Raw genomic sequence first — 26,826 nt, 5'->3', positions numbered from 1 at the left:
TGTGTGCTTTACATATACATGAAATTATAAATTTCTATATCTTTATATACCGTTTCACTTATTATTCGTAATAGCTTCATTTTCATGACTTACAACTATGGACCTGATTCAGTATATCGAATCCAAAATAAAATTAAGCACAGAAGAATGCGAAGCAATCAACGCAGCATTCAAAAAAGAGGGTTATCCTAAGGGCACTAACCTTGTACAACCCGATAACCGATCGCACAAAATTTATTTTGTTGAAGAAGGGCTGATCAGGCTGTTTTACATCAACCAGGAGGGGAAGGATATTACACATTTCTTTTTTGGTGAAAACAATTTCACCATGTCTGTAGAAAACGTTTATTTTAATAATCCAGATCCCTATGGCCGGGAGGTTCTGGAAGATTCAACCCTGCGGATAATCCACTTCAGGGAGTTTACCGATTTGCTGGATAAGGTTTCGGCGTTTAAATCCTTCTCATTCCTGGTGGCTATTGATATGTTGAAACGGTTTTCTGACAGGCTTTTCTCACTGCAGTTTCAAACTGCGGAGCAGCGCTATAAAATTTTCATTGATAACTATCCCAATATTTTATTAAGGGCTCCGCTTGGGGATATTGCCTCCTATTTAGGAATTACCCAGCAAACGCTGAGCGTTATCAGAAGCAAAAAATAATTTGCAGCCAATTTCATTTTTTAAGATAGATTAAAAATACCCTCCTGTGCCTTCGCGTGCTTTGCATTATAAAATTACTATATCATGCAGGCATTTATTTCTATTCAGGATTTTGGTGTACACCGCGTGTTTTTTGCAGATGATTTAGGTATCGCCTCCATCTTCAACGATTTAAAAAACAGGCTCGCCGAGGTTAAATACCAGCACATTTCCCTTTTTTATTGCTCTATAAATAAACAGCATCTTTTTAAAAAAGAACTAAAAATACTGCAAAAGCATTTCCCTACCCAATTATTCATTAGCTATCATTCTAAAGAATCTGCAGGCCACTGCGGCATAAAACAGGAAGATATTGAAGCCATCCTGAATGCCAATACCATGCAGCACATGCAATTCACCATTTCGGGTAATGATGCTTTTGTAGAAAATATCAGGCTATCGCTTATTTTTCTGGGCATTGAAAAGGTACAGATACAAGAACAATTTTTTTCAGAATAATAAATCAATAAAAATGAAATCATCCTTATTTACCCCTGCACTTATTGTTGTGTTTCTTGCCTTCAGCTGTAAGAACCATACAATACCGGCATCCGGCAGTGTTCCTGCGGCTATTGCTATAAAAATAGAAGAAATTAAACCTGAAGCTATTAATACCGAAATAGCCATAAGTGGTAACATAGAAGGCAATACCACCGTGAATTTAGGTTTTATGGTGGCTGGTAAAATCAATCATGAATCAGTAACAGAGGGCGAAAGCATATCTAAAGGACAGTTGATAGCAAGCCTTGACCCCAGCAATTATGCCCTTGCCAAAGAACTGGCAGATGTGCAGCTTGGTTCCACTGCTGATGAGTTTAACCGCCTTAAAATACTACATATACGAAAAAGTCTGAGTGATGCCGATTTTTCAAAAGTAAGTTTCTCGCTTAGGCAAGCACAACTGCAGCAGCAACTCCAGCAAAAAAATCTGAACGATACCCACTTGTATTCTCCTATTGGCGGAGTATTGCTTAAAAAACGTGCCGAAGAAGGCGAGATAGTAAGTGTTGGTATGCCGCTTTTTGTGGTATCTGATATCAGGAAAGTAAAGGTGCTGGCATTTGTTCCGGAGGCAGAGCTGCATGAAGTAAAACTTGGGCAAAAGGCAAATGTATATGTTACCGCCCTTGGTAAAACATATGCAGGAATAGTAAAAGAAGTAGGTTCTGCTGCCGATGCCACTTCAAGGGCCTTTGCTATTAAAATTGAAGTGGAGAACCCGGGCTTGCTCATTCGCCCCGGTATGTTAGCCGATGCCCTGATAACCGCAGGCAGAAAAAAGCAAGCGATCTTCCTGTCTGCCGAATGTATCCAGCATGATCTGGCTAACCAAAGCTATGTTTTTATAGTTGATAAGGCCCATAGCAAAGCTTTTAAACGCAGGGTAAGCCTCGGACGCATGTTTGATAATAGGATTGAAATTGTATCAGGACTGGGGGCCGGCGAAACCATTATTACAAGCGGTCAAAAAAAATTAGCCGACGGTTCATTAATCTCTATCAATTAAATAATTACCACAATGAATATCATAAAAACATCGCTGCAATACAAGCACGTTACATTGTCGGTATTGTTCCTGCTTTTTGCTGTAGGTATAGATTCTTTACTAAATATGCCGCGCCGGGAAGATCCCAAAATCACCATAAGGCAGGGCTTGGTAGTAGCTTACTTCCCGGGAGCTAACTCCTTACAGGTAGAAGATCAGGTAACTAAGAAACTGGAACAATATCTTTTCCAATACGAGGAAGTAGATAAATCTAAAACCTACTCTACCACCAAAGATGGCGAGGTAGTGGTAAATGTGGAGCTTACCGAGCGTGTAAAACAGCCTGATATATTCTGGAGTAAGCTCCGGCACCAGTTGCTGACATCAAAACAGCTTGATTTGCCTGAGGGGGTAAAAGGCCCCATAGTTAATTCGGATTTTGGCGATACCGAGGCCCTGGTGATTGCTCTGGAAAGTAATAATGCCAGCTACCAGGAGCTAAAACAATACACCCAAAAACTGGAGGATTATCTGCGAACGATACCGGCAGCTTCAAAAATAAAACGAATAGGGGAGCAGCAGGAAGAGATCGTTGTGTCATCAACATCCGAAAAGTTATCGCAATATGGTGTTAGCGCCCAGCAGGTAGCGCAGTTATTACAATCGCAAAATAGTATTAATGCAACCGGCGACCTGAAAACCAATAGTAATAAAGCCCCGCTTTATACCAATGGGTATTACACTACAGAAACAGACCTGGCCAATCAGGTAATTGGTATCTCAAGATCGGGTTCTGAAGTTAGGCTTGGTGATGTTGCCGTGATGAAAAGAGATTATAAAGAGCCGCAAAGTATGATCACTGTAAACGGTAAAAAGGCAATGATGCTTTCTGTTCAAATGCAGGAAGGGAACAATATTGTAAAATTTGGAGAGCAGGTTAGCCGTAAAATTGAGGAAGCCCGGACGTTAATTCCCTCGGATATTAAAATAACTACTATTGTCAACCAACCGCAGTTGGTGGATGAAAATATTTCACACTTTATCCGGGAGTTCTTTCTGGCCATAGTTTCTGTAATTATAGTAGTTGTTTTACTGTTACCATTACGTATTGCAGCGGTAGCCGCAATGGCCATACCCATGACCGTGGCCGTTACCTTTGCTGTGATGCATGCCCTTGGCATTGAACTGCATCAGGTATCGCTGGCTGCTTTGATCCTGGTACTGGGGATGGTGGTTGATGATGCCATTGTTATTGCAGATAACTATGTAGAACTACTTGACGAAGGTGTTGAACGCTGGACAGCCGCATGGCGAAGCGCCAACGATCTCGTGATACCCGTACTGGCAGCTACAGTTACTATTATTGCCTCGTTTATGCCTATGGTTTTAATAAAGGGAACCGTTGGCGAGTTTATATTTGCTTTACCTATCACTGTTGCTGTTGCTTTGGCTTCTTCATTTTTTGTGGCCATGGTTTTAACGCCCCTGCTTTGTTACACTTTTATCAAAAAAGGCCTGCATGAAAAATCAGCAAGCCATCAATCGCAAAAGAAACAGAAAAGATCATTGCTGGATTTAATGCAGAATGGGTATAACAGTCTGTTGGCCTGGTGTGTAAAACATCCGGCAATTACCATTATCAGCAGTCTGGCGCCAATTGCGCTGGCGGGTTTATTATTCTCAGGTGGTATCAGGCAGCAATTTTTTCCGGCGGCCGAAAGAGGGCAGTTTGTGGTTGAGTTATGGATGCCTACAGGTACAAAGCTCGAAAAAACCAATGAGGCCATTTTAAGGGCCGAGGCATTAATAAAGCATGATAAGCGTGTACTTTCATACGCAACCTTTACGGGCATCGCCTCGCCCAGGTTTTATTATAATTTTTCACCGGAGTTTGCTACAAACAACTATGCCCAGATACTGATAAATACTACCACTGAAGAAACCACCAAAGAACTTGCCGAAGATTTAAGTGCAAGGGTAGGTAAGCTTATACCCGAAGGTACAACTTATATCAAACTGATGCAGCAAGGTGCGTCATTAAAGGCTCCTGTTGAGGTTAGAATTATTGGTGAAGATATAGATCAGCTAAAGGGCATTGGCGAAGAAGTTGGTAACATTATAAAACAAACAAAGGGCAGCCGTTTTGTCAGAAATGACTTTGCAGAAGACTATTATGGCATCGGGATCAGGTTAAACGAAGAGGCCAGCCGCCTGGGTTACACTACCGGCAGCATTTCCAGGTCAGTTTACACCGGTTTTAGTGGAGCGGCGATCTCTACTCTGTATGAAGGTCCAGATGCAGTAAGCATTGCATTGCGTTTGGATGAAAAAAGCAGACGAACCACCACTGATTTACAGAATACTTATGCAAGATCGCCAGTTACCGGAGCCGAGGTTCCGCTAAGGCAGATCGCTGACTTGGTTCCGCAATGGCAAACAGGCCGTATCATGCATCGCAATGGTGTTAGAGCGCTTACCGTACAAAGTGAGGTCACGCCTGATGTTCTCCCTTCTGAACTGTTGGCTTCCATACAACCTGCTATAAGCAAGCTGCAATTGCCAAGCGGTTACCGTATTGAATATGGTGGCGAAGATTTTAACAAAAAGGAATCAATGGGCCAATTGATTACAGCTTTACTGGTGAGCTTGGTGCTTATATTTTTCATCCTGTTGTTTCAATTCAAAAATCTTAAAGAGGCGGTAATAGTAATGTTCAGCATCCCGCTGAGTCTGTTCGGTGCCATATCTGGGTTGTTCATCACCGGTAACTATTTCAGCTTCACGGCTTTTATCGGCCTCATCGCACTATCCGGAATTGTGGTGCGCAATGCCATTATCCTGGTTGATCATACTAACGAACTCATTAAACAAGGTCTTGATATTAAAACAGCCGCCATCGAATCGGGTAAAAGGCGACTGCGCCCCATTTTCCTCACTGCAATGGCGGCTGCCATTGGTGTATTGCCCATGATCGTTTCAGGCTCGCCTATGTGGGCGCCTCTTGCAAGCGTATTGGCTTTTGGCGTGGTATGGAGCATGGCCATGGCCCTGATATCCGTCCCGGTGCTGTACATCGGGTGGATTAAGTCTAAACCAGGTTTAGTTGAAAAAACATTAAATTTTTAAACAATGAAACTTACAATAAAATCCATTTTGCCAGTGGTATGTTTAATATGGAGCAATGTTCCGGTAAAGGCACAGGAAATACCGATTTATTCGCTGCAACAGTTAATCGATTCTGCATTACGAAACAACCATATACTTGCCACCAAACTGTGGCAGATGAAAGAAAAGCAGGCAAAAATAGAAGAGGACAAAATAAAAAGATATCCCGCCACAACTTTAAGCGGTAACTACCTTCACAGCTTTAGTTTGGGTGAGCTAACTATTCCGGCCGGCACCATTGGCCAATCAAGCCCCAGTGCCGATAAAAACTTTACCGTGGGCAAGTATAACAGCTCATTGGTTGGGTTGATGGCCTATCAGCCCATGACCCAGCAGGTAAAAATAAAAACGGGTTTGGAGGCCGATAAGACCGATGTGCTACTAACGGAAAAAGACAGGCTTAAAATTTCGCTGCAACTAAAACAGTCGGTAGAACAACTTTATTATGGAATATTGATAACCCGAAAACGTTTAGAAGAAGCTGGCGCCACACTGGCGCTGGCTCAATCAAAACTGCTGGATGCTGATAATGCCCTGTTGGCCGGTAAAACACTCATCGCAGATAAAGCCGGTTTGCAAGCCAATATTGCCGACCAGGAACAAAACATATTAAAGCTAAACATACAAGAGCAGGATTACATGGGCGATCTGTCAACCATAACCGGTATTATCGCAACAACCATAAATTTAAAAGAAACAGATCTCGATATTGCACCCATACAAACGGTTGATGAATATCAAAATACTGCCAAAAGTTCAAATATTGATCTGCAAATAGCCAACCTGAATAAGTCAAAAGCAGCGCTGGGTATAAAATCGTCCAGGCAAAGCAATATTCCCGAGATTGGATTAATTGGTGGATATGCGCACCAATTTGGCAATGCATTATTACCGGTTAATAATACGTACATAGGCCTGAGCCTGAAATGGGATCTGCAAAGTATTTTTTCAAACAAACAAGTAACCAGACAAAGGCAATTTGGCCTGAAACAAGCAGAAGAGCATTTAATAAATACCGAGCTACAGGTAAGTAATGACATTACAAAAGCGCACAGGAGAGTCAACCAGGCACAGGCACTGGTGGCTGTTGCGCAAAAGGCTTTTACCTACCGGCAAGAGGAGTTGAAAATACAGGAAGATAAGCAAGCTGCGGGTCTTAACAAATCAGCCGATTTGTTAAGTACGAAAGCGTTATTGGCCAAAGCCCTTGCGGATATGTTTTCGGCCCAGTTATCATACCGGATGGCCGTTACTGATCTGAAAATTTTGATTGGACAATGAAAGCAAATAGGCTATTTGCGAACTACAGAATTCGGGTACGCGACATCTAACCGTTAACGCGAGTACCTCAGCTTATTTAACTAACCATGAATTAGCCAAAAAGGGCAAGCGATAGTAAAATATTCCTTGCCCTTTGTAGCTCCCCTAACCGGGTTTACGAACCCGGGTTTCTTGCTTGTAAGTCTCAATAAAGAGGCCTTTAGATTTTTGAAGTTTTTTGATGAAAAAGTTTTTTAATCTCCCTGGCTTATCACAACATTACGATCTCTGAAGGTGTTTTCATTACAGGGAATATTCCTTAAAATTTCCGCACAAAGACAAATGGCTATTTTAATACGTCTGCTACCGGAACCAACTCCAACTCGTGATTATATTGAACAAATTGCTTTATCATAGCAGTATGACCCTGCCCAAACATAAGAAATATCCTTTTTTCTCGGCCGTCTAATTCCTTGAGCATTTGTTCGTAGATGATGAGATTACGACGATACCATTCACTGGTAAGGTATGAACCTACGTGGTTTTTCAGATCTCCGGCTTTCAAAAGTTTAAAATAAAAACCAACATTTTCTGCATTCATAGCATCGGTATTCTCCCATGCTAACAATTGCTGTATTGTACTTTTAAGAAGCATGGCGTTAAATTCCTGACCTACAGCGGTTATTTTGTCATTGATCGAATTAAGGAGTTCATCCTGCCTGTTCTGCTTCGCCACTTTCAGAAGGCTATCGAATGGAAATTGTGTTCCCCAATAATCAATACAATACACTTTCTTATGCCCCAGCTCTTTTGCAAGCCTGAAACCCACCTGGTTAGTTTCATTGGCCGATAATTTATAGTTTCCGCTCAAGTAAGCATTGTATTGCGAGTCTATTAAAGCTTGCTGGTCTATCCCTGCTTCTATAAATATTTTATCCGGTTTAAATTTTTTGATGTTACCAACTAACTGTTGTATCTCTTTCTGCCTGGTATCACTGTTAATATCAGCGCTTTTGAATTTTACGGCATCAAGGCCAGGGTTGCTAAAATGAAATGTACCTAATAATAACAACTGAACAGCTGGTTTGGAATTTTGCTCGGTACGCCAAAAAAAGCCTGGAGCAATGGTAGGTGTATCCGATTCAACCATCTTATTATATCTTTTAACGAAAATGTCCGAACAATCTGTTTCGTACGTAGCGGCGAATGAATTGCACACTGTTGTCAGAAAAAGTATGCAATAGCTAATTGTCTTCTTCATATATAAAAGTATTAGTGGTAATTCAAAATGCGCTTATTTGATAACATAATTTCGATAAGCGGCTGTGCCGGTGGCAGGAAAAACAACCTTCATCTATTGCAATATTTTGTGCTTAACAACTTCAGAGGTTCTTACTACAAATTTATAAGTTGTAGCTGTATTTTTACCAATTTAAGTGTTGAATTAGCAATCTGTTACAGGTTGTATCAGGCTCAATTATTAAAGATTGTACAAAACAGTAAAATCCTTAAGAATATTATTTTGGAAGGTTTTACTAATTCGAAATAAATTGCTGAAATTAACTTTTAGTAGTCATTATTGGTTTTAACTACCAAATTGGGTATTCCTTACCCTAGGGAACTTAGGATAGTTTTTAAATTCCGGTAAGTACCGTTGTATCGCCAATAGGCCAAACATTATCTATTGTAACGCGCTGTATAACCAAAACATCTCCCTGTCTTATCAGCTCAACATCGTACCTGTTTTTCATAAGAAGGCACTTCGTCAAGTTTCGACGAGAAATAAATGACAAACATCTTCTGGGCTTATCACTAATAACATAGATTTTTACTCATAGAGATATTTCTTCATTTCGGTTACAACACCCTCCGTTTCGGTTATGTCCCTCCTTTTTTGAGGCCGCACCTTTGTATCACACAAAAGGAAAACAAGATGAAAACTATTTTGATCACCGGCGCATCGACCGGGTTGGGCAAAGCAACCGCTAAATTATTTCAGTCAAAAGGCTGGAATGTTATCGCTACCATGCGATCACCAGAAAAGGAAACGGAACTTAAGCCATTAAAGAACATTACACTATTACCACTGGATGTCACTAATAACAGGCAAATAGCAGATACAATCAAAACGACATTAAACCAGAGTGATATCGACGTTGTTTTTAATAATGCAGGCTATGGACTGATCGGTTCGATCGAATCTCATACCGAAGAACAGATCCGGGCTCAATTCGATACCAACTTCTTTGGCAGCCTTGCTGTTATCCGGGCATTTATTCCTTATTTCCGTCAACGCAATAAAGGTTTGTTTATCAACACCACCTCGCTTTGCAGCTTGGTATCCAATCCGCAATCCGCGATTTACAACGCATCAAAATGGGCTATGCAGGGATTGGCGGAAAGCTTGTCGTACGACCTCGCACAATTTAACATCGGGATCAAGAACGTAGCGCCTGGCGGTATTAAAAGTGATTTCATGAAAGCCATGCAGGTAACCGAAGACAAAGCCTACGAAGCGACCATGGCTAAAATGACCGAAGGTTTTAATGATGGTACCCTAATGGAATTTACAGAGGCCGAAAAGATCGCCGAAGTGGTTTACCAAGCGGCGACCGATGAAAAAGATCAGTTGACCTATCCCGCGGGTAACGACGCGGTACGGCTTTATGCTAAACGCCTGGCTGAAGGTCCGGAAGCTTACCGCATCGGTTTGAGAAATTACCTTAACTTGCAGAGCCCATATCCACAAGCATGAAACATGTAAGGAAACAACCCATTGTATTCAATTCGATCTCGGAACTTCACCGGGCATTGGGTTTACCTAAACCCCTGCATCCGCTGATCAGCCTGGTCGATTACAGTACAATTACCGTGGATACGGCTGAACTTGAAAAAGGCATGCTGTTCAACTTTTATAAGATCTCTTATAAAAAGGACTTTGGTGGCAAGATAAAGTATGGACAAAGCCATTACGATTTTGATGAAGGGGGATTATCCTTTGTTTCACCGAACCAGGTGATCACAGCATTGGAAGGAGAAGCTGATTATGGCGGCTATACTTTACTTGTACACCCTGAATTTATCAGTTCATACACTTTAGGGAAAAGTATTAAAAACTACGGCTTTTTTTCCTATGGGGTGAACGAAGCCCTATACCTTTCTGAAAAGGAAAAGCAGGTCATTGTCGGGCTGTTCAAAAACATCGAAATGGAACTGGATTCCGCGATCGATCAGATCAGCCAGGATGTACTGGTTTCTCAAATTGAGTTGTTGCTGAACTACAGTAAACGCTATTACAACCGGCAATTTATTACCCGTAAATCGGCCAGCAATGATCTGCTGGTTCGTTTCGAAGGTTTGCTCGCTGAATACTTTGACAGTGGTAAGCCATTAGCCAATGGCCTGCCGGCAGTAGATGAGCTGGCAGCAAGCCTGAATGTCTCAGCACATTATCTGAGTGATATGCTTCGTTCGCTGACCGGGCAAAATACACAGCAACATATCCATGCTAAACTGATCGAAAAAGCGAAGGAGCTATTAAGCGCAAGTGAACTGAGTGTAGCTGAAGTGGCCTACCAACTGGGTTTTGAACACCCGCAATCTTTTAACCGCCTGTTCAAAAGCAAGACTAAAGTATCTCCACTGAATTTCAGGCAGTCTTTAAATTAAAATTTTTTATGAAAAATTCTGAACTTGAGCAGATAGCTCAACAATTCATAGCAGCGGCCAACCGTTTTGACACGCAGGCCGTGCTCGAACTTTTCGCAGCAGATGCGGTGATTGAGGATGTTTCCGTAGGTGATCGGTTTAAGCATACGGAAGGGATCAGGAAATACTTCGTGACCTTTTTTATCGGCTATCATACCTCGACCAAACTATTGTCACTGGATTATACAGGGCCGGATCAGGTATTGGCCAAGGTAGATTTTACCGGGGATTTTGGCCATGAGACCGGTGGCCTGGATATCCGTGTCAATGATGCCGGGCTGATCGCTCATATTGATGCCTACTTAGATTGATCACTTAATAACCATTGAGTAAAAACACCTTACAGCGATTAACTGTAAGGTGTTTTTGTTTGATAACCTGATTAATCCAGATCGATGATATTAACACCAGGCAATGACGAAAGCAACTCTTCTCCGTAAACAGATCCGGGGGATTGAAAGCCGGCTTTGTGATCACCGTTTAGTACGCGGTAAGCGACTTCGATTGCCGATCTTACGGTAGGCAAATAACCCGACGGCATTTCCGCCAATGATCTTACGATCTTTCCGTCCGCGCCTGTGATCTCCGCAACGATAAGGCTCGGGCTTTCAGCCTGATCTGCATTTACTTCCTTATTTTGCGTATCCACCGTTTTTGCATCGGGATCGTTTGCAGGCAAGGCCATCTGAAAATATTCTTCAATATCCGGGATACCTGTAGACCGATAGCAGAGTACCACACCGCCAAGCGGGGTAGGAAAGCAGTCTTCAGGTCCGTTGCCAAAGTCAAAAGCAGCCGAAGGGGCTTCTGTCAGCTTTTCAATGCTTCCGTTTTTACGTACCAAAATTCCGGCATTGATGATATTGCTACTGCTGGCGATGGAACCGGGGGTAAAACCGCCCGAGTATTTGAAAGCTGCGCGTAGCTTTACCGGATCCTTCACCCGCTTAGCGGTGTGCAATACCAGCGGGTCGTAAGTTGCAAAAAGCCCTGCGCCCGGAAGCAACATGACACCAGCTGCTTTAGCCGTCTTATCTTTTGATTCAGCGAGCCGGTAAATTTCTACTTCAGCCGTAATGTCGATATAGTGTACATTGGCTTTAATGCAGGCCTCAATGGCCAGTTCTGCCGTTTCACTGAACGGCCCTGCAATATTCAGCAGAGCAGTTTTACCGGCAAGAGCGGTTTCCCAGCCAGCCTGATCATCAACCGTAAATACATGGTAAGGAATATCGAGCTCTCTTGCCAGTAATTCGAGTTTATCCGCGCTTCGCCCCGCGATCTCAAAGCTAATTCCTCTTCGTGCGGCTTCATGACTGATCATGGTTCCCGTATAGCCAGTGGCACCGTAGATCAGCAAAGTTCCTTTTGTGTCTTGTATATCTGTCATGTGATTATTTCTTTAAAAGTTTCTCTGTTTTGGAAAGGAAACCTTCCAGGGCTACATTGATATCAATGTCCATTCTGCCGGCCAGTATGATGAGCCACCAGATGCTTTCACCTAATTTGTGCGAAAGTTCCTCATTCGCGGCACCTCCCTTTGGCCAGCGACCTTGTTGCGACATGGTTAGCCTGCCCACCAAACCCGCATCTGTTAAGAAAGCCAGGGCATCTTCTTCAACGGTCCATTCACTGCCGTGATGTATTCTTTCCAATTCGTGGTAAAGCATCCTGATCTTTTCTGACCGGGCTATCACTTCCGTAAAATTCAATTCTTCACTCATCTCTTTTATGTATTTGTATGTGATTATTTATAATATTTTAGAACACTTGTTACAAAATCAAACCTGACTTATCGCGATAAAAATTCATTAACCAGCTTTATTTTGATATTTGCGCGATCAGGTATTTAGCCATTTTTTTGATCCTGACCGGGTTTTGATGGATAATGTACGACTCATGCCAGCCCGTAAAGTTGTTGAGGATGAAATCAGCCAGCGTACCTGCATCGGTATCCTCAGGGAGTTCTTTTAATTCTACCGCTTTTTTGATAAGGCCGGTCAATAACCCGTAGGTAAATTCATGATCATCACGGAGAATGGCTTGCAGATCAGGATCTGTCGCCGCCACCTCAAATGTGGTTTTGATGGCCAGGCAGCTGTTAGGGCTATACAGGATCGTATGCACTGCACCTTCTATAAAATTGATGATCGCTTTAAAGGGTGATCTCATTCTGGAAGTGCTGTTTTGCGCTTCAATGGCCCGTGTCTGGGTGTAGTTACGGATACATTTTATAAACAGTTGATGTTTATCACCCATAGTATTATAAATACTGCTGATCTTGATATTCATTGCTTCAGCAAGATCACGGATAGAGGTTCCGCCATAGCCTTTTTTCCAAAAAACCTCCATCGCTTTTTTGATCGCTTCTTCTTCGTTGAACTCTAAGTTTCGTGCCATTTGTAATGCAAACCTAACTTTATTTTAGAACACTTGTTACAAAATAAAGTCATTTTAAATTTCAATGGCACTTATCGCCCCGTAATCTGGTGCCGGTGTTCTATTCCCCAATCCGCAAGCGCCTGTATGATCGGTTCAAGGGTGTGGCCGTAGGGCGTTAGTTCGTAGCTTACCGTTATCGGTTTTGTGGTATTCACCGTCCTGGTGATCAAGCCGTTTATTTCCAGGTCCTGCAGTTCCTTGGAAAGCATTTTGGCACCGAGGCCGTTGATCCGCTGCTGAAGATCGGTGAAATTTCTTTTGCCATAGAGCAGGACTCCTACAACTTTGATCTTCCATTTTCCGCTGATCAGGTCCAGTGTATCCTGTATGGCAAAAAGTATTTTGGAGCAGTCTGCCTCTTCTTCGTAGATCGTTTTTGTCTTTTCCATTTGTTGATGTCTGGACAGGGAACCCCGTTTACTTGAGGAAACCCATAGCATGGGTAAAGTTAGGGGTATCTACCTTTGAACCATCATATATTGAAGAAAAGATCAAATGGAATTAAAACTCAAAGATAAAGTAGCCCTGGTTACCGGAGCATCAAAGGGCATAGGCGCAGGCATTGCCAGGGCATTCGGCAAGGCCGGTGCGATGGTCATTGTAAATTATGCTTCGGGTAAAAAAGAGGCCGATCAGGTGGTTGGTGAAATACAGGCATCAGGCGGAAAGGCCTTCTCCATTCAGGCGGACATGAGCCAATCGGCAGATATCAACCGGATGTTTGAGAAAGTGAAAACAGCCTTCGGTCCAGTGGATATTCTTGTTAATAATGCCGGTTTAGCAGTATTCGAGATGATCGATGACCTGACAGAGGAAGCTTTCCACAAACAATTTAACCTGAATGTGCTGGGTTATCTGCTTGCAGCGAAGACTGCTGTTAAGCAGATGGATAAGGGCGGAAGCATTATTAATATAAGCTCTATCCTGAGTACAGATCCTTACCTGGCATCAAGTGTTTATTCAGCAACCAAAGGTGCTGTAGATACCCTAACCCTGGCACTCGCCCGGGAACTCGGCCCCCGTAAGATCAGGGTGAACTCGATACTGCCAGGACATACCAACACACCAGCAACAGCGGGAAATTTTGATGGCGAATTGGGTGAAAAACTCATTGCAGGAACGCCACTTGGCAGATTTGGTGAACCGGAAGATATTGCCCCGTTGGCGGTCTTTCTTGCCTCGGAGGATTCAAATTGGGTAACAGGAGAATCAATCAGGGCCTCAGGCGGTGTCAGAGGAGTTGGCTATTAAACTTCTTAAAAATTCAAATCATAAATTTAATATAATGGAAAATCAAACCATAAATCTACAGGAAACCGCAGACAAATTTGCGGTAGTTGAAACACTTTACAGATTCGCTGCGGGTATTGACCTGCGCGATAATGATCTTCTTGCATCAGCCTTTGCAGCAGATGCCATATCCGATTTCAGGCCTGCCGGTAAAAAGGCAGGCTTCGAATACCCGGTGCTGGAGGGACGGGAGAACATCGTTGCAGCGCTTTCTGGCTCATTGGCCAAGATCGATACGACTCATTCTGTTAGTAATCCAAGGGTGTTTATAGATGGGGACAACGCAACTATGGATGCCCTTGTAGAAGCGCAGCATCTGCCCTCAAATGATCACACACGTTTCTATCTCATGAAAAACAGGTATGATGTTGAACTAAAAAGGCAGGAAAATGTTTGGGTTATTCAGCGGGTTACGATAGACAATGTTTGGCTAACTGGAGATTCTTCGGTACTATCGGGCATTTAATTCTTTTTGATCTGGTAAATATTCAAGTTGCTAACTCTTTAGTAAATTCAGGAAGCTTTCGAACGAAGCTTCCTGAATTTATAAACCCGGTTGGTAGTAAAAAAATGTAAACTCAATACGGAAAGAGATTTTATTGAATTTCTATAAATAACACAGTGGTTGGCTGATATGACAGAAGAAGAATATATAAAGCTTTAAAATTGCTTTTTATAATATGTTAATGGCTGGTGATCAACAATGCGCAGCACCTTTGCTACCATTTCGTCGATATCAAAGGGTTTACGAAGATAATCGTTTGCATCACACTCCTTAACAAGGAGTTCGATATTGTTGGCCGTAGATAAAATGATAACAGGGGTGGCCGCTAATCGAGGTTCATTTTTGATCTTACGACATAATCGGTGGCCGGGGCGGTTATTAATAAATTCATCCAGTAAAATAAGGTCAGGCGCGAACTGAATGATGTTCAAAAGATCATCCGGTTCCGGGATACTTAGCGTACTGAAATCCTGTTCCAGTAATATCAATTCTACTATGTTTCGGATATCCTGATCATTCTCATAAATTCCGGCCAAGCCTGGGTGTATCAGGCAAACATCCTTCCACATTGGGTATGCCCGCCAAACAAGCCTACCCCGAGATTTACCTCTCGTCCGTTATCTAAAGCAGCCACCTCATAGCCTTCGTCTTGGAGTATCAAACTGATGATCTCCCGGATATCCCGGTCGTCATCGACTACTAATATTTTCTTTGTTTTGGCTGCCATGAAAATTTCAATGCAAATGGTAAACCAAAAATTGTATCAAATTAATTCTCGTAATATTCCTTCCAAGCAGATGAAATTTCAGTATCAAGAATACCCAAAGAACTTGAAAGTCTCGAATTGCACATTATTTATCAAAACGATGAGAGAAAAGAGAGAGCATAAACTATTGTCAGGATAACGAATCTGGGAATCACTAACCCTAAAGTTTAAAACCGGCTTTTAAACTAACTGTACCATATATGATAACGCTTTATTTTCTTCATAAATAATATAACAAACTGTTATACTGAAGGTTGCAACACATAGTCTTAATGATTGTTCGTGTTCAATTGTATATATAGCAACTATTTCTATTTCAGACGATCTGCCTTGGACTTTCTTAACAATGGATTAAAATAGCTCATTTAAGCTATTCTAATTCATTGGTCGTTATCGTATTTTTAGCTCATACTAATAGGACAGAATCATGGCAAATTTTAACGTGGCTTACGCCCTGACATCAAAAGTGGAAGGTGGGTATGCCAATAACCCTGCCGACAATGGCGGCGAAACCTTCAAAGGCATATCTAGGAAGTTTAATCCAAACTGGGAAGGCTGGAAGCTCGTTGATCAAATCAAGGAGGAACATTCCCTTAATCTAAATGCCGAACTTGAGCAAAGTGATCAATTATCAAATTTGATATTGAATTTCTACAAGGAAAACTATTGGGACGTAAACGATACCGGAGCGATTGTTAATCAGCAAATCGCGAACCAGGTATTTGATACTTCCGTAAATTGTGGAACTGGAAAAGCAGCCGAATTTCTTCAATGTGCGGCTAAGGTAACTGTTGATCGTGAAATCGGACCTGTTACAATCAGCGCTGTAAATTCGTTAAATCCTGAAACGTTATACAATGAGTTTATAAACTTAAGAAAAGATTATTACAAGAAAATTGTTGCAGCTAACCCCACTCAGGCACAATTTGAAAAAAGCTGGTTCAGCAGATTATGGCCCTATTCTTCAATAGCTTAAAAAAGATTGCTATCTAATTTTACGGTGTTGCGCCGGCTTTAAAACTCCATTAGGCGGGGCATAATGAACCCTATACCATTCAATTTAACTTCCCAACAATACCAGTACAAAGATTGCCACGCCTCGCGGCGATTGAGCTATTGCGATTGATCATTGAAACCTCGCTTGTTTCTTCATAATCCACCTTAATAGTTAATTAACTATTATCAGCTTTCCAATTAATCCTCATATCATCATTTTAAGGATGCTTGAAAAAGATATTAACAAATGAGAGTGTGAACACGTGATCCGAAATATACGGTAGTTTGATGTTTATTTATAAACTAAGCGTAGAATATTCTTAATATTTCTGATATAAACCTTTTTATATCCTATATTTTTAGATTATTATTTTTTCAGAACCTATTTAAAGTTATCGAGTAATCGTGTACTGTGAATATTTATGGATAGCGCTTTAAGTAGCCAATAATTAAATTTTCCTTTTATTCCGCCCACAATGATATTAGCAAGCCTATGAGATTGATCTCACGGTTTTTCTTAAAACAAAATATTGTAAGATCAATCGTGTGTGTTTGGCTGCTTTTCTTTCCCAGATCATTACTGGCGCAACAAATTGATGCATTGCGTTTTCAGTCCTTAACCATCAATGACGGTTTATCCCAAGGTTATGTTAGCGGTATAATACAGGATAGACAAGGATTTATGTGGTTCAGTACAAGTGATGGATTAAATAAATTTGATGGAAATAATTTTACGGTCTACAATCATGACAGAGATAATGATTTTTCAATTGGCAGCGGGGATCTGAGTTGTGTTTTTGAGGATTCAAAGAGCAGACTATGGATAGGCACCAGACACGATGGGTTGGATTTTTTCGATAGGCGGACCAACAAATTCATCCATATTCGCCACTCGAGTACCAACGGTCCAAGATCTGATAAAATCATTGGTATCAAAGAGGATCAGTCGGGCGCCTTATGGATCAGAACTGTGGGTGGAATTGACCGAATGGAAATCAAAGATCCTCCCGACCGCAGTCAAAAAAACACGGATACTTCTTTTATCGATAGAATTAGGTTTACACATATAAACCTTGGAAACGAACTTGATGCTGAACGGATTAGGAGCGGTCCTGAAAATATTTTCATTGATAGCTGGAATCAAGTGTTTTTAACAACGAACGATCGTGTTTTGGAAATTGTTTACAACAAATTTAAAAGCGACTATCAGGTACTGGAACGATACCGTTTTAAGCCCCTCGACCAGTCTTTCATTCCGGAAATTGTTGAAGATACCGTTGGGCATTTTTTATTGTTAAACAATAAAAACGTGATTAAATTTTCCGGATATGATTTCACGAACGGACACATCCTCTATCAGTATAATCCGCTACAGGTAGAGTGGGTAATAGACAAAAATGAAGTCCTCTGGCTTTTGAACCGGGAAAAACTAATACAAATAAATCTGCAAACCTCCCAGGTCAGAAATATTGTTCCGTTTGAAAAATCACAGTTGCCGGCTATAAGTTCCATAACTAATTTTTTTATTGACAGAACCGGCCTTATTTGGATAGGTACAGGAGGCTACGGAATACTAAAATACGACCCGGACATATCGCTGTTTCATTTGATTAAAGCCAGTGGGGATACCTATCAAATATTGCCAGGCCATTTTGGAAGTATAATCACCAATAACTTTCAGAAATTTTTGATAGAAGGCAGTTCGGTCAAAGTCAGTAAAATTCTGAATCCGGCCAACATTAAGAATTTTCCTAAATACCGTGTTCTGTCTATGGCTAAAGACGCCAGTCAAAACTTATGGTTCGGAACCAATGGCAAGCTGATGAATTACAGTATGGTGGCCAAAACAACCAGAGCCTTTAGTTTACCAGAAACCAGTCAAACCACCCTACCTTTCCCTGTTTATGTAGATAGCGCGAATAATGTTTGGATGGGATATAACAAAAACCTGGTAGAGTATGAGCCGGCGACACGCCGGTTCAATTTATATAAGTATCCAATAAACCTTGAAAACTACGAATACGATTTTTTACAAGCAATCTATGAAGAAAACGGATCACTTTGGCTTGGGTCTGTAAACGGCGTGTTCCAGTTCGACTTAGAAACACGCCGTATGGTACATAACTATCAGTACATTCACGGAGATAGCGCATCCTTGAGCAGTAATTTTGTCTTGTCATTTTGTAAAGATTTCAATGATCCGTTGAGATATTTATGGGTGGGCACAAAAGGTGGAGGATTGAATAGACTTGACAAGTATTCTGGCAAGTTTTTGCGTTATGACACTAAAAAGGGCTTGGCTAATAATGTGGTGTACGGAATTTTGCCCGATAGCCTTGGCAATTTATGGCTGAGTACCAATAAGGGCCTAAGTGCCTTTAATGTTAAGGAAAACCAGTTCAGAAATTTTGATGCTACAGATGGTTTACAAGGTAATGAATTTAACAGATATGCTTATTGCCAAACGGAAGATGGGTTATTTGTCTTTGGCGGAGTAAATGGGATCAATTATTTTGATCCCAAAAACATTAAACCGCTCAAAGCTCCGGAGGTTGTATTTACACAACTCAGATTGTTCAACAAGCCTGTGGCGGCATCATCACCAGGTTCTCCCCTGGAGGAAAATATCAATTTTAGCAGCAAAATCATACTAAAATATGCTCAAAACGTAGTAACTTTTCAATTTGCTGCGATGGACTTCCGGAAACCAGGTAATATCGTTTACCGATATCAAATGGAAGGCTTTGATAAAGATTATATATACTCAGGTACCACTTACGAAGCCACCTATACCAATCTTGACCCAGGCGAGTACAGGTTTATTGTGCAAGCCAGTTTTAAAAATGGTGTTTGGGGAAAGAAAGCAAGATCATTGGTTGTTATTGTTGTACCCCCTTGGTACAGAACATGGTGGTTTTATACACTGGCAGTATCAAGCACCATTTCTTTTACCTATCTGATTTACAGGGAACGTTTATTACAACTGGCCAGATTAAACAGGCTGCGCAACCGTATCGCAAGAGATCTTCATGATGAGGTGGGTTCATCTGTTAGCAGTATTGCTATCTATTCAAAAATTGTACATGATCATGTCAACAACGCAACATTCGATAATGAACCTTTATTGAAAAAGATAGCTGATTACGCAACTGAAATCATGGAATCAATGAATGATATTGTTTGGAACATTAATACAAAAAATGATGCTTTTGAACATATTATAAGCAGAATGAGAGAGCATGCTTATCAATTATTTGAAGCTAAAGGATATATGTTGCATTTTAACTTTGATGACAATCTTAAGCGGTCGAAATTATCAATGGAAAAACGGCGCGAGTTTTACCTTATTTATAAAGAAGCCCTGAATAACGTTGCCAAATACGCAAATGGAAAAACCGTTTGGATTACCCTTACAACGGATCAAAAACTAATCAGTTTAACAATAAAAGATGATGGCAAAGGTTTTGATGTGGCGAATTTAAAGAAAAGTGGTAACGGGCTGGCCAATATGCAATTCAGAGCAGCCTCACTCAAAGGGAAAATAACTATTATTTCCTCGCCCGGCGAAGGAACGGAGATACAGCTTAAGTTTTAGTTTAAAAGTCTCTGTAAATTAGAATATTAGCTTTTAAATTAATTTATTTTAAGTATTTTCGTTTTAAAAAATATACGTAAATTGTAATAGCGAAGATTTGACGACGCAAATCATTCGTTTGATGCAGATACTTCCTATATCTTAACCCACACCGTTTATTATTAAGTTGAAAAATTAATTTTCAGATCATGATTAAAATAGCGGTATTTGATGATCACCAGGCGAGGCGAGAAGCACTTAAATTGCTGATCGATCTACATCCGGATATGGAAATGGGCGGTGAATATACTGACTGCTCTAATTTGATCCGCAACATCAAAAACAATACTCCGGATGTTGTATTGATGGATATTCACATGCCCGGAATTGACGGGCTGGCGGGGGTAAAGTTGTTGAAAACCCATTTTCCACATATTCACGTTATCATGCAGACAGTTTTTGACGATGACGATAATTTGTTTCAATGCCTGCTTGCCGGAGCAGATGGTTACATACTGAAGAAAACACCAAATGACCAGTTAATTGCAGGAATTATGGAGGTAGTAGGCGGGGGCGCTCCAATGACTCCCTCTATTGCACGGCGAGTATTGCAGCACTTCAGTACGCAATCAATAAAAAAGAATAAAGCACAAGCTGGGTATGAGTTGTCAAAACGTGAAATTGACGTTCTCTCCTGCCTTGTAAAAGGTTCCAGCCAAAAAATGATAGCAGCAGAGCTGTTTATATCAGTATTTACGGTTAACAACCACATGAAAAACATCTACCAAAAGATGCAGGTACACAATGTTTCAGAAGCGGTGGCCACCGCTATACAAAAAAACATTGTTTGACTATGTTGTGTTCGGCTGATCTCTACGGCTGTAGTCTAAAGGTAAGTATTTATCTATCTCCTTTTCTCTTTTAATCTCAATCCTAATTAGCTTATTTAAGCTATTTTCCGGTATACCACTCCCCCCTAACTTTGTCAACGTCACAAAGGCCTATCATTTTGACTAAGAAGCTGATAGTGCAATATCAATGCAATTGTAATTGATAGCCTGATGACGAAATGTCAAATGATCAACATAAAAACAACAAAATGAATAGAAATTATTATCCCGGCGTAAAGCATATGCTCGTGGCCGCTTCAATCATTGTGCTGGCAGGTTGCGCTACCATCTCCAGGTTTGACCAATACGCTTACGCGCAAAGCACCTCGCTTAAAGTAGATGCATTAAATGTTATGAACCTTGCTTCTCAACAGTATGACACGCATGTTTCCGATATAACAACAGTTAATACGGCCATGGATAAAATGGTAGCGTACGAAAGAAACCGACCTAAAAACGAGTTGTCTGAAAAAATGTGGGTAATGCTAAGAGATACCAACCAAAATCTCTACGGAGGATTTATCAGGAGATGGAAAAATGAAGGAACCCTTAGCCCGGTTTTTATAAAAGAATCACAGATTTTGATTGGTCAGGCATTTGACCAGGTATCTCAATTGGAAAGCGGAAAAATTAAAACTCAACAGGCTACTAACTAATAATAATATGAGCGCAATAAATTTCAATGAAGTATTTCAAAGCCTTGAAACGGGCGTAGCATCAATTGCAAAAACTTCGCTGCAAGGATATTATGATGCTGCAAAAGCAGATGGAGAAAACGCATTGGAAAGCATGAAAGCTAACCTTGAGCGATGGACCCAGGAGGTTGTGAGTGGTACACTTACTCCAGATGATTTGGGGTATCTTTTAAAAGAAGAGGCCGGCTTAAACGAAATGACAGCGCTTAAGCAAGCCGGGCTTGCCGAGGTAAAGCTTGATCAGTTCAAGGGTTCTCTTATCGGTCTTATAATCAATACGGTAACAGGGTTATTCAAAGTTTGATACGGGGAAATTTCATATCAGAACTGTTGTAAATCGCTTTCAGTTAAAACCTTGTTCGTCTTTGTTCTGCGTTTGGGGAGTTAAAGGGCGTAAAAAATAAAGTAATAGAAAAAATGAATATTTATAGTATACTACTTGTCGGAACATTTGTTTTGCTCGCTCAAATTGGGTTATACGTTTTTAACCTGATTTACCGGCAGCCCGCAAAACAGGGTAACGAAGTAGCGGGGATCATGTTTGGGGGCATAAGTATGATTTATTCTTTAGTCCTGGCATTCGTAATTGTTGCGGTATGGGAGAATTACGAGGGGTTGAATAAAACAATAGAAAACGAAACTGATAAAATAAACAGTATCATGGCTCACACCTCCACACTGCCAGATAGCTTAAAAACGCCTTTGAATTTTGCACTTTATAACTACTGCAACCAGGTAGTTAAACAGGAATGGCGAATGAAAGCCGCGAACGAACAAGATCAGCCAAGTGCTATTCCAGGCCTGCGGATGATGTTACTGAAACATCATCCTGCTGATAAAATGCAGGAAGGCGTTTTTAACGTGATTGACCTTGATTTGAGCGCGATAAGTGACCTGCGCCGCGATAGGCTCAGTCATAATCGTTCACAGGTGCCCCCAATTGTTTGGCTAATCCTAAAAATAGGCAGTGTAATGCTGGTAGTCTTTTCCTATTTCTTTAACGTTCCGTCACAAAATTTGAAACGGATTTACCTGTTCTTTTTATCCAGCTTCATTGGTATGTGCATGTTCCTGTTATACACTTTGGATCATCCGTTCAACGGAAGCTCAGCCATCAGTTACCTTCCGTATAATAATATTATAAGAGAACTGAAGCAATACTATGTTTTTGATATAGATCAGGCAGTTGAAAAAAAGTATACCGAAATCCCGATCAGGCCCATTATTAAGAAACATTAATCGGCTAATTCAAAAACTATTATACAACATTTTAAAATTTACAACTCTTTAATCATGAAACAGTTTCTTTATCTGTTACTCCTGTGTGTTATTTTCTCGGGATGCAAAGACATCAATTCTTATGAAATCAGGTGCAATGCCGTTGTGGTCATCATCCTGTTAATTGTAACCTTGTTTTTCATACTTGCAAAGTATAGTAATATTTTACGGGATGAAATCAGTAATAGCGATGAGTTTGAGCAAAACGCACAAATTTTGCAACAGAACAAGCGCTGGCCGCTTGTTGATAAAAAAGCCCCGTTTAATTTAACAAAGGTTCAATTTGGCTTTTGGACAGTCATCATTTCATCAGTATATATCTACCTTTCACTTTGCAAAGGGGATTGTGCCAGCGGCAGTATTAATCAAACTGCACTTGTATTAATGGGTATTTTTGCCGGTACTACGGTAGCCTCGTCAGTAATTGACAAAAACGAAATTAACGATAACCGGCCACGGTATCAAAACTCACCCTCACAGGGCTTCTTTATAGATATTTTGTCTGATAGTAATGGTATCAGCATCAGTAGATTCCAAAATTTGATATGGACTATAATAGCCATGGTGGTATATCTTTACAAGGTTTCTCTGGTTACTTCAGGTTGTGATCTGCCTGAGCTGAGCAATACCATTTTGGCTTTAACAGGTATAAGCAGCGCTACCTTTGTAATACTTAAAACAAAAGAGAATGACCCTCAGTCATCTGTATCAACCTCAGCCACCACAGATAATAAGTCCACAGCTAATCAGAATCCTACGGCAGTTACTCAACCGCTGGATTAATGCGAAAATAAGACTATCATATTTAATTAAAAAGAATAAGCCCCTATGCCAGAAAACTGGCAGTGGGGCTTATGTCAATAAAAACCATCGGGGTAGTTATTACGTAGATTATACACAAACTTTAGCATATGATCAAGATTGTCATATTTGATGATCACAGAGAAAGATCCGAAGCGATCAGTTTACTTATAAGTTTTCAGAGCAATATGCAATGCATCGGCATATATGAAGATTGTTCTGATCTTGCTCAAAACTTAGCGTCAGAAGTACCCAATGTTGTTTTAATGGATGTTCATATGCCTGGTGTAACAGGGCTTGAAGGAGTAAAACTTTTAAAAAAGTACTTTCCTGAAACATTAATTATTATGCAGACTGTTTTTGAAGACGATGATAATCTTTTTGATGCTCTGGTTGCGGGTGCACACAGTTATATATTAAAAAAAACAACTAACTCAAAGTTGATCGAAGAAATTATCACCGTGTATAATGGTGGTGCATCCATAACTCCCGAGATAGCCAATCGCGCTTTAAATTATTTCCACAAGAGTGTTGCTAACAATGAAGAAAATGCACCAGCTCTTTCCAATAGCGAAGAGATATTGCTCACCCAATTTTCGAAGGGTTATAGCATTATGCAGATTGCCGGTGATTTATCTGTTGAAGTATCGGAAATTAATTTTCTTATCAGGAATATTTATCAGAAAATGCATCGTAGCAACCAGCACTCACTTTAGGGTTCTTTTTTACATGACTTTGCTTTTCCCAAATCTGTTAGGCCTTATTTTTACCCACACCATCAATTATCAGGCTTTTATATATTCCGCAACTACTCCACTGTAATCAATCTAAATTTGCCGGATGCTAAGTTTTATTCCAGGCAAATACATCTCCAATAAAAAGCTCAACTACGCTTATTTCGTAAGCATTCGCAGCATTAAAATTGATGCCCGTTTTTTTAAGTTGTACAAATACAATTGTTTTCTGTAGCCTTTGCCAATAGCCCTTGCCGGTTATAATGCACATGTTCCTCTCTTTATTTCCCGTAACCAATTTGGCTAATTTTCTTATCTGTTACACGCTTCAAGTCCTGCTTTTTATCTATGAATGAAATTCATGACCAATAGAATAGCGTATTTAAGCTATTGGCTTTCAATTGATAACGCGGTTACTTTGTATCATGAAAAGCAGCGATATGGAACATAGATAATACAGCAAACCATGCCGGTTAAATGTAACTAACAGGCAAAATCATTGGTAATAAAATACCGGTTTCGGCAGATACGATAAGTATCATCAGTCACAATTTATAACAAAACTGTACAACCACCTTACAACGCATTATAATCATGTGTAGGGCTTGCTATTGTCCAATCTGTCCAGGCATTTATATAATTAGTAAACAATAAAAACAATTCATACACAAAAAAAACAATTATTATGGCAGCACAAGATTCAGATCTATCAGCCTACGGTTTCGACGTAGTAGTTGCTTCAACCGAGCAGGCGTTGAACTATGTTATTAAACAATACGTCAATGAGTTTAAAAAGCCTAAAACAGGCAGCGGGGGTTCGCCGGTATTCAATGCGTACTTTATGATCGAACCCAACACTAAGGAGGTGGTACCCCTGCCGGCCGCCTGGGATCAGTCGCTTTATGACCATTATGTCAATCTTGATCCGCTTTCAATAGCCGCATGGAATGGCATCGGAACAATGCCTCAAAGCATCAAAAATCTCTCGATGCCATACATGGTAAATTACCCGCCTTTTCCATCAAACACATATTTACGTTATGCCATCAGCTTTGAACTGGGATTTACGCCAGACCCTTCTAAACCAGGTTCTGTTAAGATGCCTGCACAAATTCTGCAATTGGTAGATGACGGGCAGTACGCTATTTATACATTATGCTTTCAAAACTTGACGCTCACGGTTGCTAACTATAACAGCAACTACAGTGCAATTACCAGTTATGAGGTGTATAAACAAAATGCAGCCAATCCATACTGGTTCACCGTAAAGGTTCCATTAAAATCAATATCAGACAGCACAAACGTTTCAGACGATGTGGCAACTCGTGCAGCAGCTTTGGGTAATGCTTTCACCATCGAACAGCTGGTTCTTGACCTTGATAATGCGCAATGGAATGGTGCACCAGTAATTCAGGATGCACCTTCCGGTTCAGCCGTGAATGACCTATTGAATACTGTTTTCCTGCCATTTTTTGCGCAAACGATGGCAACCAATGGCAGAGCAGCTCTTGGATTCAATTTTATCCCCAAAGAAAATACTTCTGCTGATTTTGGCGTAACTGATATTCAGCTACAAATTGATGATGCATCAGGAGATTCGGAAGAAAATCAGCCAGGTTTACCTACCCTGGACTACCTGTGCGCGGTGAATGGCGATGCACGACAGGCTACCGCCGATTTCAGTGACTCAGATAACTATTATTTAGACGGTTTACCTTACTGGAACTGGTTTGATGGCCCTACAAGTTATCATGGTGTTATTGCAGTTAGTCCGGGAGCATTAGCCAGTTATTTTTCCAAAGCGCTGTTATCGTATGTGCAAACCAACTGCTACCTTCCAACAACCGGATGGACTTGGAGTGATGATAAAGAAATGTGGTTGGTAAACACCCCTTCTGTTCAGGCTGGTCAAGTGCCAGTCATCTCTTTAAATCAAGATGGATACTTAGTAAAGTTTAGTTACACTCCTCCATCCGGAACTGGTTACTCCAAAAACCAGCAAGGTGACTCCCAGCAACTAACACCAAGTTTTACGTTAACAATTGCCCAGGGCGGAAATAATACGATTGTAGTTACCCAGGAGTTAATTATTTGGTACTCATTGACCGAAGGGTCAAATGTACACGGGAACGTTGTAGATACCATATTAACAGATTCCTACACTTTGGCTACAGACACTAACGGTAATTTCGCGCCGGCAGTGACCAGCGTATCACAGGATAAGTCGCAAAAAGTGAGCTTCGGCAGCTTCATTAATTTCTTTGAAGGCGATCCTAACAGCATGATTTCAACCATCAAATCATGGGCACAAACACTGGCAGCAAAAAATGTGACTGACATACCGATTTCCATAATGCAAGGACTGGTGTTTCCGGGCGGTAATGCCTTCTCCATGAACGAGCTTCAATTTTCCAGTGGAGGCGACCTGATTGCTTACATCAACTATGCAACGCCGGCATACATCACGGCTTAACAAATTAAATTAAACAATTTACATTCATCCGCATCGCTTTAAGCCTCAGTTTTAAGGCGGTGC

At 40.8% G+C, this 26,826-nt stretch carries 27 protein-coding genes; 19 read left to right on the top strand and 8 right to left on the bottom strand.

Features of this window, described 5'->3' with window-relative positions:
* Positions 1-97: 97 nt before the first annotated feature.
* The 5 genes from QWZ01_RS16785 to QWZ01_RS16765 all read left to right on the top strand — a co-directional run bounded on the left by QWZ01_RS16785 (position 98) and on the right by QWZ01_RS16765 (position 6,632).
* The gene (locus QWZ01_RS16785; protein ID WP_290325217.1) at positions 98-661 is read left to right on the top strand and encodes a Crp/Fnr family transcriptional regulator; all 564 of its coding nucleotides are present in this window, start codon (positions 98-100) and stop codon (positions 659-661) included.
* 84 nt (positions 662-745) lie between these two features.
* Positions 746-1,159: a hypothetical protein gene (locus tag QWZ01_RS16780; RefSeq protein ID WP_290325215.1), complete on the top strand. Its 414-nt coding sequence runs from the start codon at positions 746-748 to the stop codon at positions 1,157-1,159.
* Between the two features lie 13 nt (positions 1,160-1,172).
* Entirely contained in the window at positions 1,173-2,207 is a 1,035-nt protein-coding gene (locus QWZ01_RS16775; protein ID WP_290325213.1) for an efflux RND transporter periplasmic adaptor subunit, read from the top strand.
* 12 nt (positions 2,208-2,219) lie between these two features.
* A complete protein-coding gene (locus QWZ01_RS16770; RefSeq protein ID WP_290325212.1) occupies positions 2,220-5,312 on the top strand; it encodes an efflux RND transporter permease subunit in 3,093 nt (1,030 codons plus the stop codon).
* A gap of 3 nt (positions 5,313-5,315) precedes the next feature.
* Complete coding sequence (locus QWZ01_RS16765; RefSeq protein ID WP_290325210.1) at positions 5,316-6,632, top strand: TolC family protein; 1,317 nt, start codon at positions 5,316-5,318, stop codon at positions 6,630-6,632.
* Positions 6,633-6,957: 325 nt separating this feature from the next.
* On the opposite strand, the gene QWZ01_RS16760 is transcribed toward QWZ01_RS16765, so the two are convergent.
* Positions 6,958-7,761 (bottom strand): DUF5694 domain-containing protein, encoded by an 804-nt coding sequence (locus QWZ01_RS16760; protein WP_290325208.1) that lies wholly within the window; start codon positions 7,759-7,761, stop codon positions 6,958-6,960.
* A 783-nt stretch (positions 7,762-8,544) separates the two neighbouring features.
* On the opposite strand from QWZ01_RS16760, the gene QWZ01_RS16755 reads away from it, so the two are divergent.
* Genes QWZ01_RS16755 through QWZ01_RS16745 form a run of 3 tightly spaced genes read left to right on the top strand, consistent with a single transcriptional unit; the run spans position 8,545 to position 10,630 of the window.
* Positions 8,545-9,366, top strand: coding sequence for an SDR family oxidoreductase (locus tag QWZ01_RS16755; protein WP_290325205.1), 822 nt, complete (start codon positions 8,545-8,547; stop codon positions 9,364-9,366).
* On the top strand, positions 9,363-10,280 hold the full coding sequence (locus QWZ01_RS16750; RefSeq protein ID WP_290325203.1) for a helix-turn-helix domain-containing protein: 918 nt from the start codon (positions 9,363-9,365) through the stop codon (positions 10,278-10,280). The genes QWZ01_RS16755 and QWZ01_RS16750 overlap by 4 nt, the downstream gene beginning before the upstream one ends.
* Positions 10,281-10,288: 8 nt before the next feature.
* A complete protein-coding gene (locus tag QWZ01_RS16745) occupies positions 10,289-10,630 on the top strand; it encodes a nuclear transport factor 2 family protein (RefSeq protein WP_290325201.1) in 342 nt (113 codons plus the stop codon).
* A gap of 71 nt (positions 10,631-10,701) precedes the next feature.
* On the opposite strand, the gene QWZ01_RS16740 is transcribed toward QWZ01_RS16745, so the two are convergent.
* The 4 genes from QWZ01_RS16740 to QWZ01_RS16725 form a co-directional block, all read right to left on the bottom strand.
* Positions 10,702-11,709 (bottom strand): saccharopine dehydrogenase family protein, encoded by a 1,008-nt coding sequence (locus QWZ01_RS16740; protein WP_290325199.1) that lies wholly within the window; start codon positions 11,707-11,709, stop codon positions 10,702-10,704.
* Positions 11,710-11,713: 4 nt separating this feature from the next.
* A complete protein-coding gene (locus tag QWZ01_RS16735) occupies positions 11,714-12,043 on the bottom strand; it encodes a nucleoside triphosphate pyrophosphohydrolase family protein (RefSeq protein ID WP_290325198.1) in 330 nt (109 codons plus the stop codon).
* A 97-nt stretch (positions 12,044-12,140) separates the two neighbouring features.
* The gene (locus QWZ01_RS16730; protein ID WP_290325196.1) at positions 12,141-12,719 is read right to left on the bottom strand and encodes a TetR/AcrR family transcriptional regulator; all 579 of its coding nucleotides are present in this window, start codon (positions 12,717-12,719) and stop codon (positions 12,141-12,143) included.
* 71 nt (positions 12,720-12,790) lie between these two features.
* The gene (locus tag QWZ01_RS16725) at positions 12,791-13,150 is read right to left on the bottom strand and encodes a winged helix-turn-helix transcriptional regulator (protein ID WP_290325194.1); all 360 of its coding nucleotides are present in this window, start codon (positions 13,148-13,150) and stop codon (positions 12,791-12,793) included.
* Positions 13,151-13,256: 106 nt separating this feature from the next.
* Here QWZ01_RS16725 and QWZ01_RS16720 point away from each other — a divergent pair, with 106 nt between their 5' ends.
* Together QWZ01_RS16720 and QWZ01_RS16715 are read left to right on the top strand one after the other, a co-directional pair.
* A complete protein-coding gene (locus tag QWZ01_RS16720) occupies positions 13,257-14,012 on the top strand; it encodes a glucose 1-dehydrogenase (RefSeq protein WP_290325192.1) in 756 nt (251 codons plus the stop codon).
* A gap of 34 nt (positions 14,013-14,046) precedes the next feature.
* Positions 14,047-14,517: a nuclear transport factor 2 family protein gene (locus tag QWZ01_RS16715; RefSeq protein WP_290325190.1), complete on the top strand. Its 471-nt coding sequence runs from the start codon at positions 14,047-14,049 to the stop codon at positions 14,515-14,517.
* A 194-nt stretch (positions 14,518-14,711) separates the two neighbouring features.
* On the opposite strand, the gene QWZ01_RS16710 is transcribed toward QWZ01_RS16715, so the two are convergent.
* Together QWZ01_RS16710 and QWZ01_RS16705 are read right to left on the bottom strand one after the other, a co-directional pair.
* Positions 14,712-15,125: a response regulator gene (locus QWZ01_RS16710; protein WP_290325189.1), complete on the bottom strand. Its 414-nt coding sequence runs from the start codon at positions 15,123-15,125 to the stop codon at positions 14,712-14,714.
* Entirely contained in the window at positions 15,104-15,283 is a 180-nt protein-coding gene (locus QWZ01_RS16705) for a response regulator (RefSeq protein ID WP_290325187.1), read from the bottom strand. Before QWZ01_RS16705 ends, QWZ01_RS16710 begins: the two co-directional genes overlap by 22 nt.
* 466 nt (positions 15,284-15,749) lie before the next feature.
* Here QWZ01_RS16705 and QWZ01_RS16700 point away from each other — a divergent pair, with 466 nt between their 5' ends.
* The 8 genes from QWZ01_RS16700 (at position 15,750) to QWZ01_RS16665 (ending at position 24,272) form a co-directional block, all read left to right on the top strand.
* Positions 15,750-16,298: a glycoside hydrolase family 108 protein gene (locus tag QWZ01_RS16700; protein WP_290325185.1), complete on the top strand. Its 549-nt coding sequence runs from the start codon at positions 15,750-15,752 to the stop codon at positions 16,296-16,298.
* Positions 16,299-16,811: 513 nt separating this feature from the next.
* Positions 16,812-19,913 carry a ligand-binding sensor domain-containing protein gene (locus QWZ01_RS16695; protein WP_290325183.1) on the top strand — a complete coding sequence of 1,034 codons (3,102 nt, stop codon included), beginning with the start codon at positions 16,812-16,814 and terminating at the stop codon, positions 19,911-19,913.
* A 188-nt stretch (positions 19,914-20,101) separates the two neighbouring features.
* Positions 20,102-20,743, top strand: a complete 642-nt coding sequence (locus tag QWZ01_RS16690; protein WP_290325181.1) for a response regulator transcription factor — start codon at positions 20,102-20,104, stop codon at positions 20,741-20,743.
* A gap of 248 nt (positions 20,744-20,991) precedes the next feature.
* Positions 20,992-21,438 (top strand): hypothetical protein, encoded by a 447-nt coding sequence (locus QWZ01_RS16685; RefSeq protein WP_290325179.1) that lies wholly within the window; start codon positions 20,992-20,994, stop codon positions 21,436-21,438.
* A gap of 7 nt (positions 21,439-21,445) precedes the next feature.
* The gene (locus QWZ01_RS16680; RefSeq protein WP_290325177.1) at positions 21,446-21,781 is read left to right on the top strand and encodes a hypothetical protein; all 336 of its coding nucleotides are present in this window, start codon (positions 21,446-21,448) and stop codon (positions 21,779-21,781) included.
* Between the two features lie 113 nt (positions 21,782-21,894).
* Positions 21,895-22,716 (top strand): bestrophin-like domain, encoded by an 822-nt coding sequence (locus tag QWZ01_RS16675; protein ID WP_290325174.1) that lies wholly within the window; start codon positions 21,895-21,897, stop codon positions 22,714-22,716.
* Positions 22,717-22,770: 54 nt separating this feature from the next.
* Positions 22,771-23,538, top strand: coding sequence for a hypothetical protein (locus QWZ01_RS16670; protein ID WP_290325172.1), 768 nt, complete (start codon positions 22,771-22,773; stop codon positions 23,536-23,538).
* 128 nt (positions 23,539-23,666) lie between these two features.
* The gene (locus QWZ01_RS16665) at positions 23,667-24,272 is read left to right on the top strand and encodes a response regulator transcription factor (RefSeq protein WP_290325171.1); all 606 of its coding nucleotides are present in this window, start codon (positions 23,667-23,669) and stop codon (positions 24,270-24,272) included.
* Positions 24,273-24,399: 127 nt separating this feature from the next.
* Here QWZ01_RS16665 and QWZ01_RS16660 read toward each other — a convergent pair whose 3' ends face one another.
* Positions 24,400-24,561 (bottom strand): hypothetical protein, encoded by a 162-nt coding sequence (locus tag QWZ01_RS16660; RefSeq protein WP_290325169.1) that lies wholly within the window; start codon positions 24,559-24,561, stop codon positions 24,400-24,402.
* A 414-nt stretch (positions 24,562-24,975) separates the two neighbouring features.
* On the opposite strand from QWZ01_RS16660, the gene QWZ01_RS16655 reads away from it, so the two are divergent.
* The gene (locus QWZ01_RS16655; protein WP_290325167.1) at positions 24,976-26,763 is read left to right on the top strand and encodes a hypothetical protein; all 1,788 of its coding nucleotides are present in this window, start codon (positions 24,976-24,978) and stop codon (positions 26,761-26,763) included.
* The last annotated feature ends 63 nt before the right edge of the window (positions 26,764-26,826 follow it).

It is taken from the genome of Mucilaginibacter aquaedulcis (assembly GCF_030409325.1).
GTDB classification, from domain to species: Bacteria; Bacteroidota; Bacteroidia; order Sphingobacteriales; family Sphingobacteriaceae; genus Mucilaginibacter; species Mucilaginibacter aquaedulcis.
This window is presented reverse-complemented; position numbering and strand designations above follow the sequence as displayed.

Coding starts and splice junctions, on each gene's coding strand:
- QWZ01_RS16655 (WP_290325167.1), top strand. CDS start 24,976: ATGGCAGCACAAGATTCAGATCTATCAGCCTACGGTTTCGACGTAGTA.
- QWZ01_RS16780 (WP_290325215.1), top strand. CDS start 746: ATGCAGGCATTTATTTCTATTCAGGATTTTGGTGTACACCGCGTGTTT.
- QWZ01_RS16660 (WP_290325169.1), bottom strand. CDS start 24,561: ATGTGCATTATAACCGGCAAGGGCTATTGGCAAAGGCTACAGAAAACA.
- QWZ01_RS16710 (WP_290325189.1), bottom strand. CDS start 15,125: ATGTGGAAGGATGTTTGCCTGATACACCCAGGCTTGGCCGGAATTTAT.
- QWZ01_RS16765 (WP_290325210.1), top strand. CDS start 5,316: ATGAAACTTACAATAAAATCCATTTTGCCAGTGGTATGTTTAATATGG.
- QWZ01_RS16690 (WP_290325181.1), top strand. CDS start 20,102: ATGATTAAAATAGCGGTATTTGATGATCACCAGGCGAGGCGAGAAGCA.
- QWZ01_RS16730 (WP_290325196.1), bottom strand. CDS start 12,719: ATGGCACGAAACTTAGAGTTCAACGAAGAAGAAGCGATCAAAAAAGCG.
- QWZ01_RS16705 (WP_290325187.1), bottom strand. CDS start 15,283: ATGGCAGCCAAAACAAAGAAAATATTAGTAGTCGATGACGACCGGGAT.
- QWZ01_RS16735 (WP_290325198.1), bottom strand. CDS start 12,043: ATGAGTGAAGAATTGAATTTTACGGAAGTGATAGCCCGGTCAGAAAAG.
- QWZ01_RS16785 (WP_290325217.1), top strand. CDS start 98: ATGGACCTGATTCAGTATATCGAATCCAAAATAAAATTAAGCACAGAA.
- QWZ01_RS16755 (WP_290325205.1), top strand. CDS start 8,545: ATGAAAACTATTTTGATCACCGGCGCATCGACCGGGTTGGGCAAAGCA.
- QWZ01_RS16775 (WP_290325213.1), top strand. CDS start 1,173: ATGAAATCATCCTTATTTACCCCTGCACTTATTGTTGTGTTTCTTGCC.
- QWZ01_RS16760 (WP_290325208.1), bottom strand. CDS start 7,761: ATGGTTGAATCGGATACACCTACCATTGCTCCAGGCTTTTTTTGGCGT.
- QWZ01_RS16720 (WP_290325192.1), top strand. CDS start 13,257: ATGGAATTAAAACTCAAAGATAAAGTAGCCCTGGTTACCGGAGCATCA.
- QWZ01_RS16685 (WP_290325179.1), top strand. CDS start 20,992: ATGAATAGAAATTATTATCCCGGCGTAAAGCATATGCTCGTGGCCGCT.
- QWZ01_RS16670 (WP_290325172.1), top strand. CDS start 22,771: ATGAAACAGTTTCTTTATCTGTTACTCCTGTGTGTTATTTTCTCGGGA.
- QWZ01_RS16700 (WP_290325185.1), top strand. CDS start 15,750: ATGGCAAATTTTAACGTGGCTTACGCCCTGACATCAAAAGTGGAAGGT.
- QWZ01_RS16665 (WP_290325171.1), top strand. CDS start 23,667: ATGATCAAGATTGTCATATTTGATGATCACAGAGAAAGATCCGAAGCG.
- QWZ01_RS16745 (WP_290325201.1), top strand. CDS start 10,289: ATGAAAAATTCTGAACTTGAGCAGATAGCTCAACAATTCATAGCAGCG.
- QWZ01_RS16695 (WP_290325183.1), top strand. CDS start 16,812: ATGAGATTGATCTCACGGTTTTTCTTAAAACAAAATATTGTAAGATCA.
- QWZ01_RS16715 (WP_290325190.1), top strand. CDS start 14,047: ATGGAAAATCAAACCATAAATCTACAGGAAACCGCAGACAAATTTGCG.
- QWZ01_RS16675 (WP_290325174.1), top strand. CDS start 21,895: ATGAATATTTATAGTATACTACTTGTCGGAACATTTGTTTTGCTCGCT.
- QWZ01_RS16770 (WP_290325212.1), top strand. CDS start 2,220: ATGAATATCATAAAAACATCGCTGCAATACAAGCACGTTACATTGTCG.
- QWZ01_RS16750 (WP_290325203.1), top strand. CDS start 9,363: ATGAAACATGTAAGGAAACAACCCATTGTATTCAATTCGATCTCGGAA.
- QWZ01_RS16725 (WP_290325194.1), bottom strand. CDS start 13,150: ATGGAAAAGACAAAAACGATCTACGAAGAAGAGGCAGACTGCTCCAAA.
- QWZ01_RS16680 (WP_290325177.1), top strand. CDS start 21,446: ATGAGCGCAATAAATTTCAATGAAGTATTTCAAAGCCTTGAAACGGGC.
- QWZ01_RS16740 (WP_290325199.1), bottom strand. CDS start 11,709: ATGACAGATATACAAGACACAAAAGGAACTTTGCTGATCTACGGTGCC.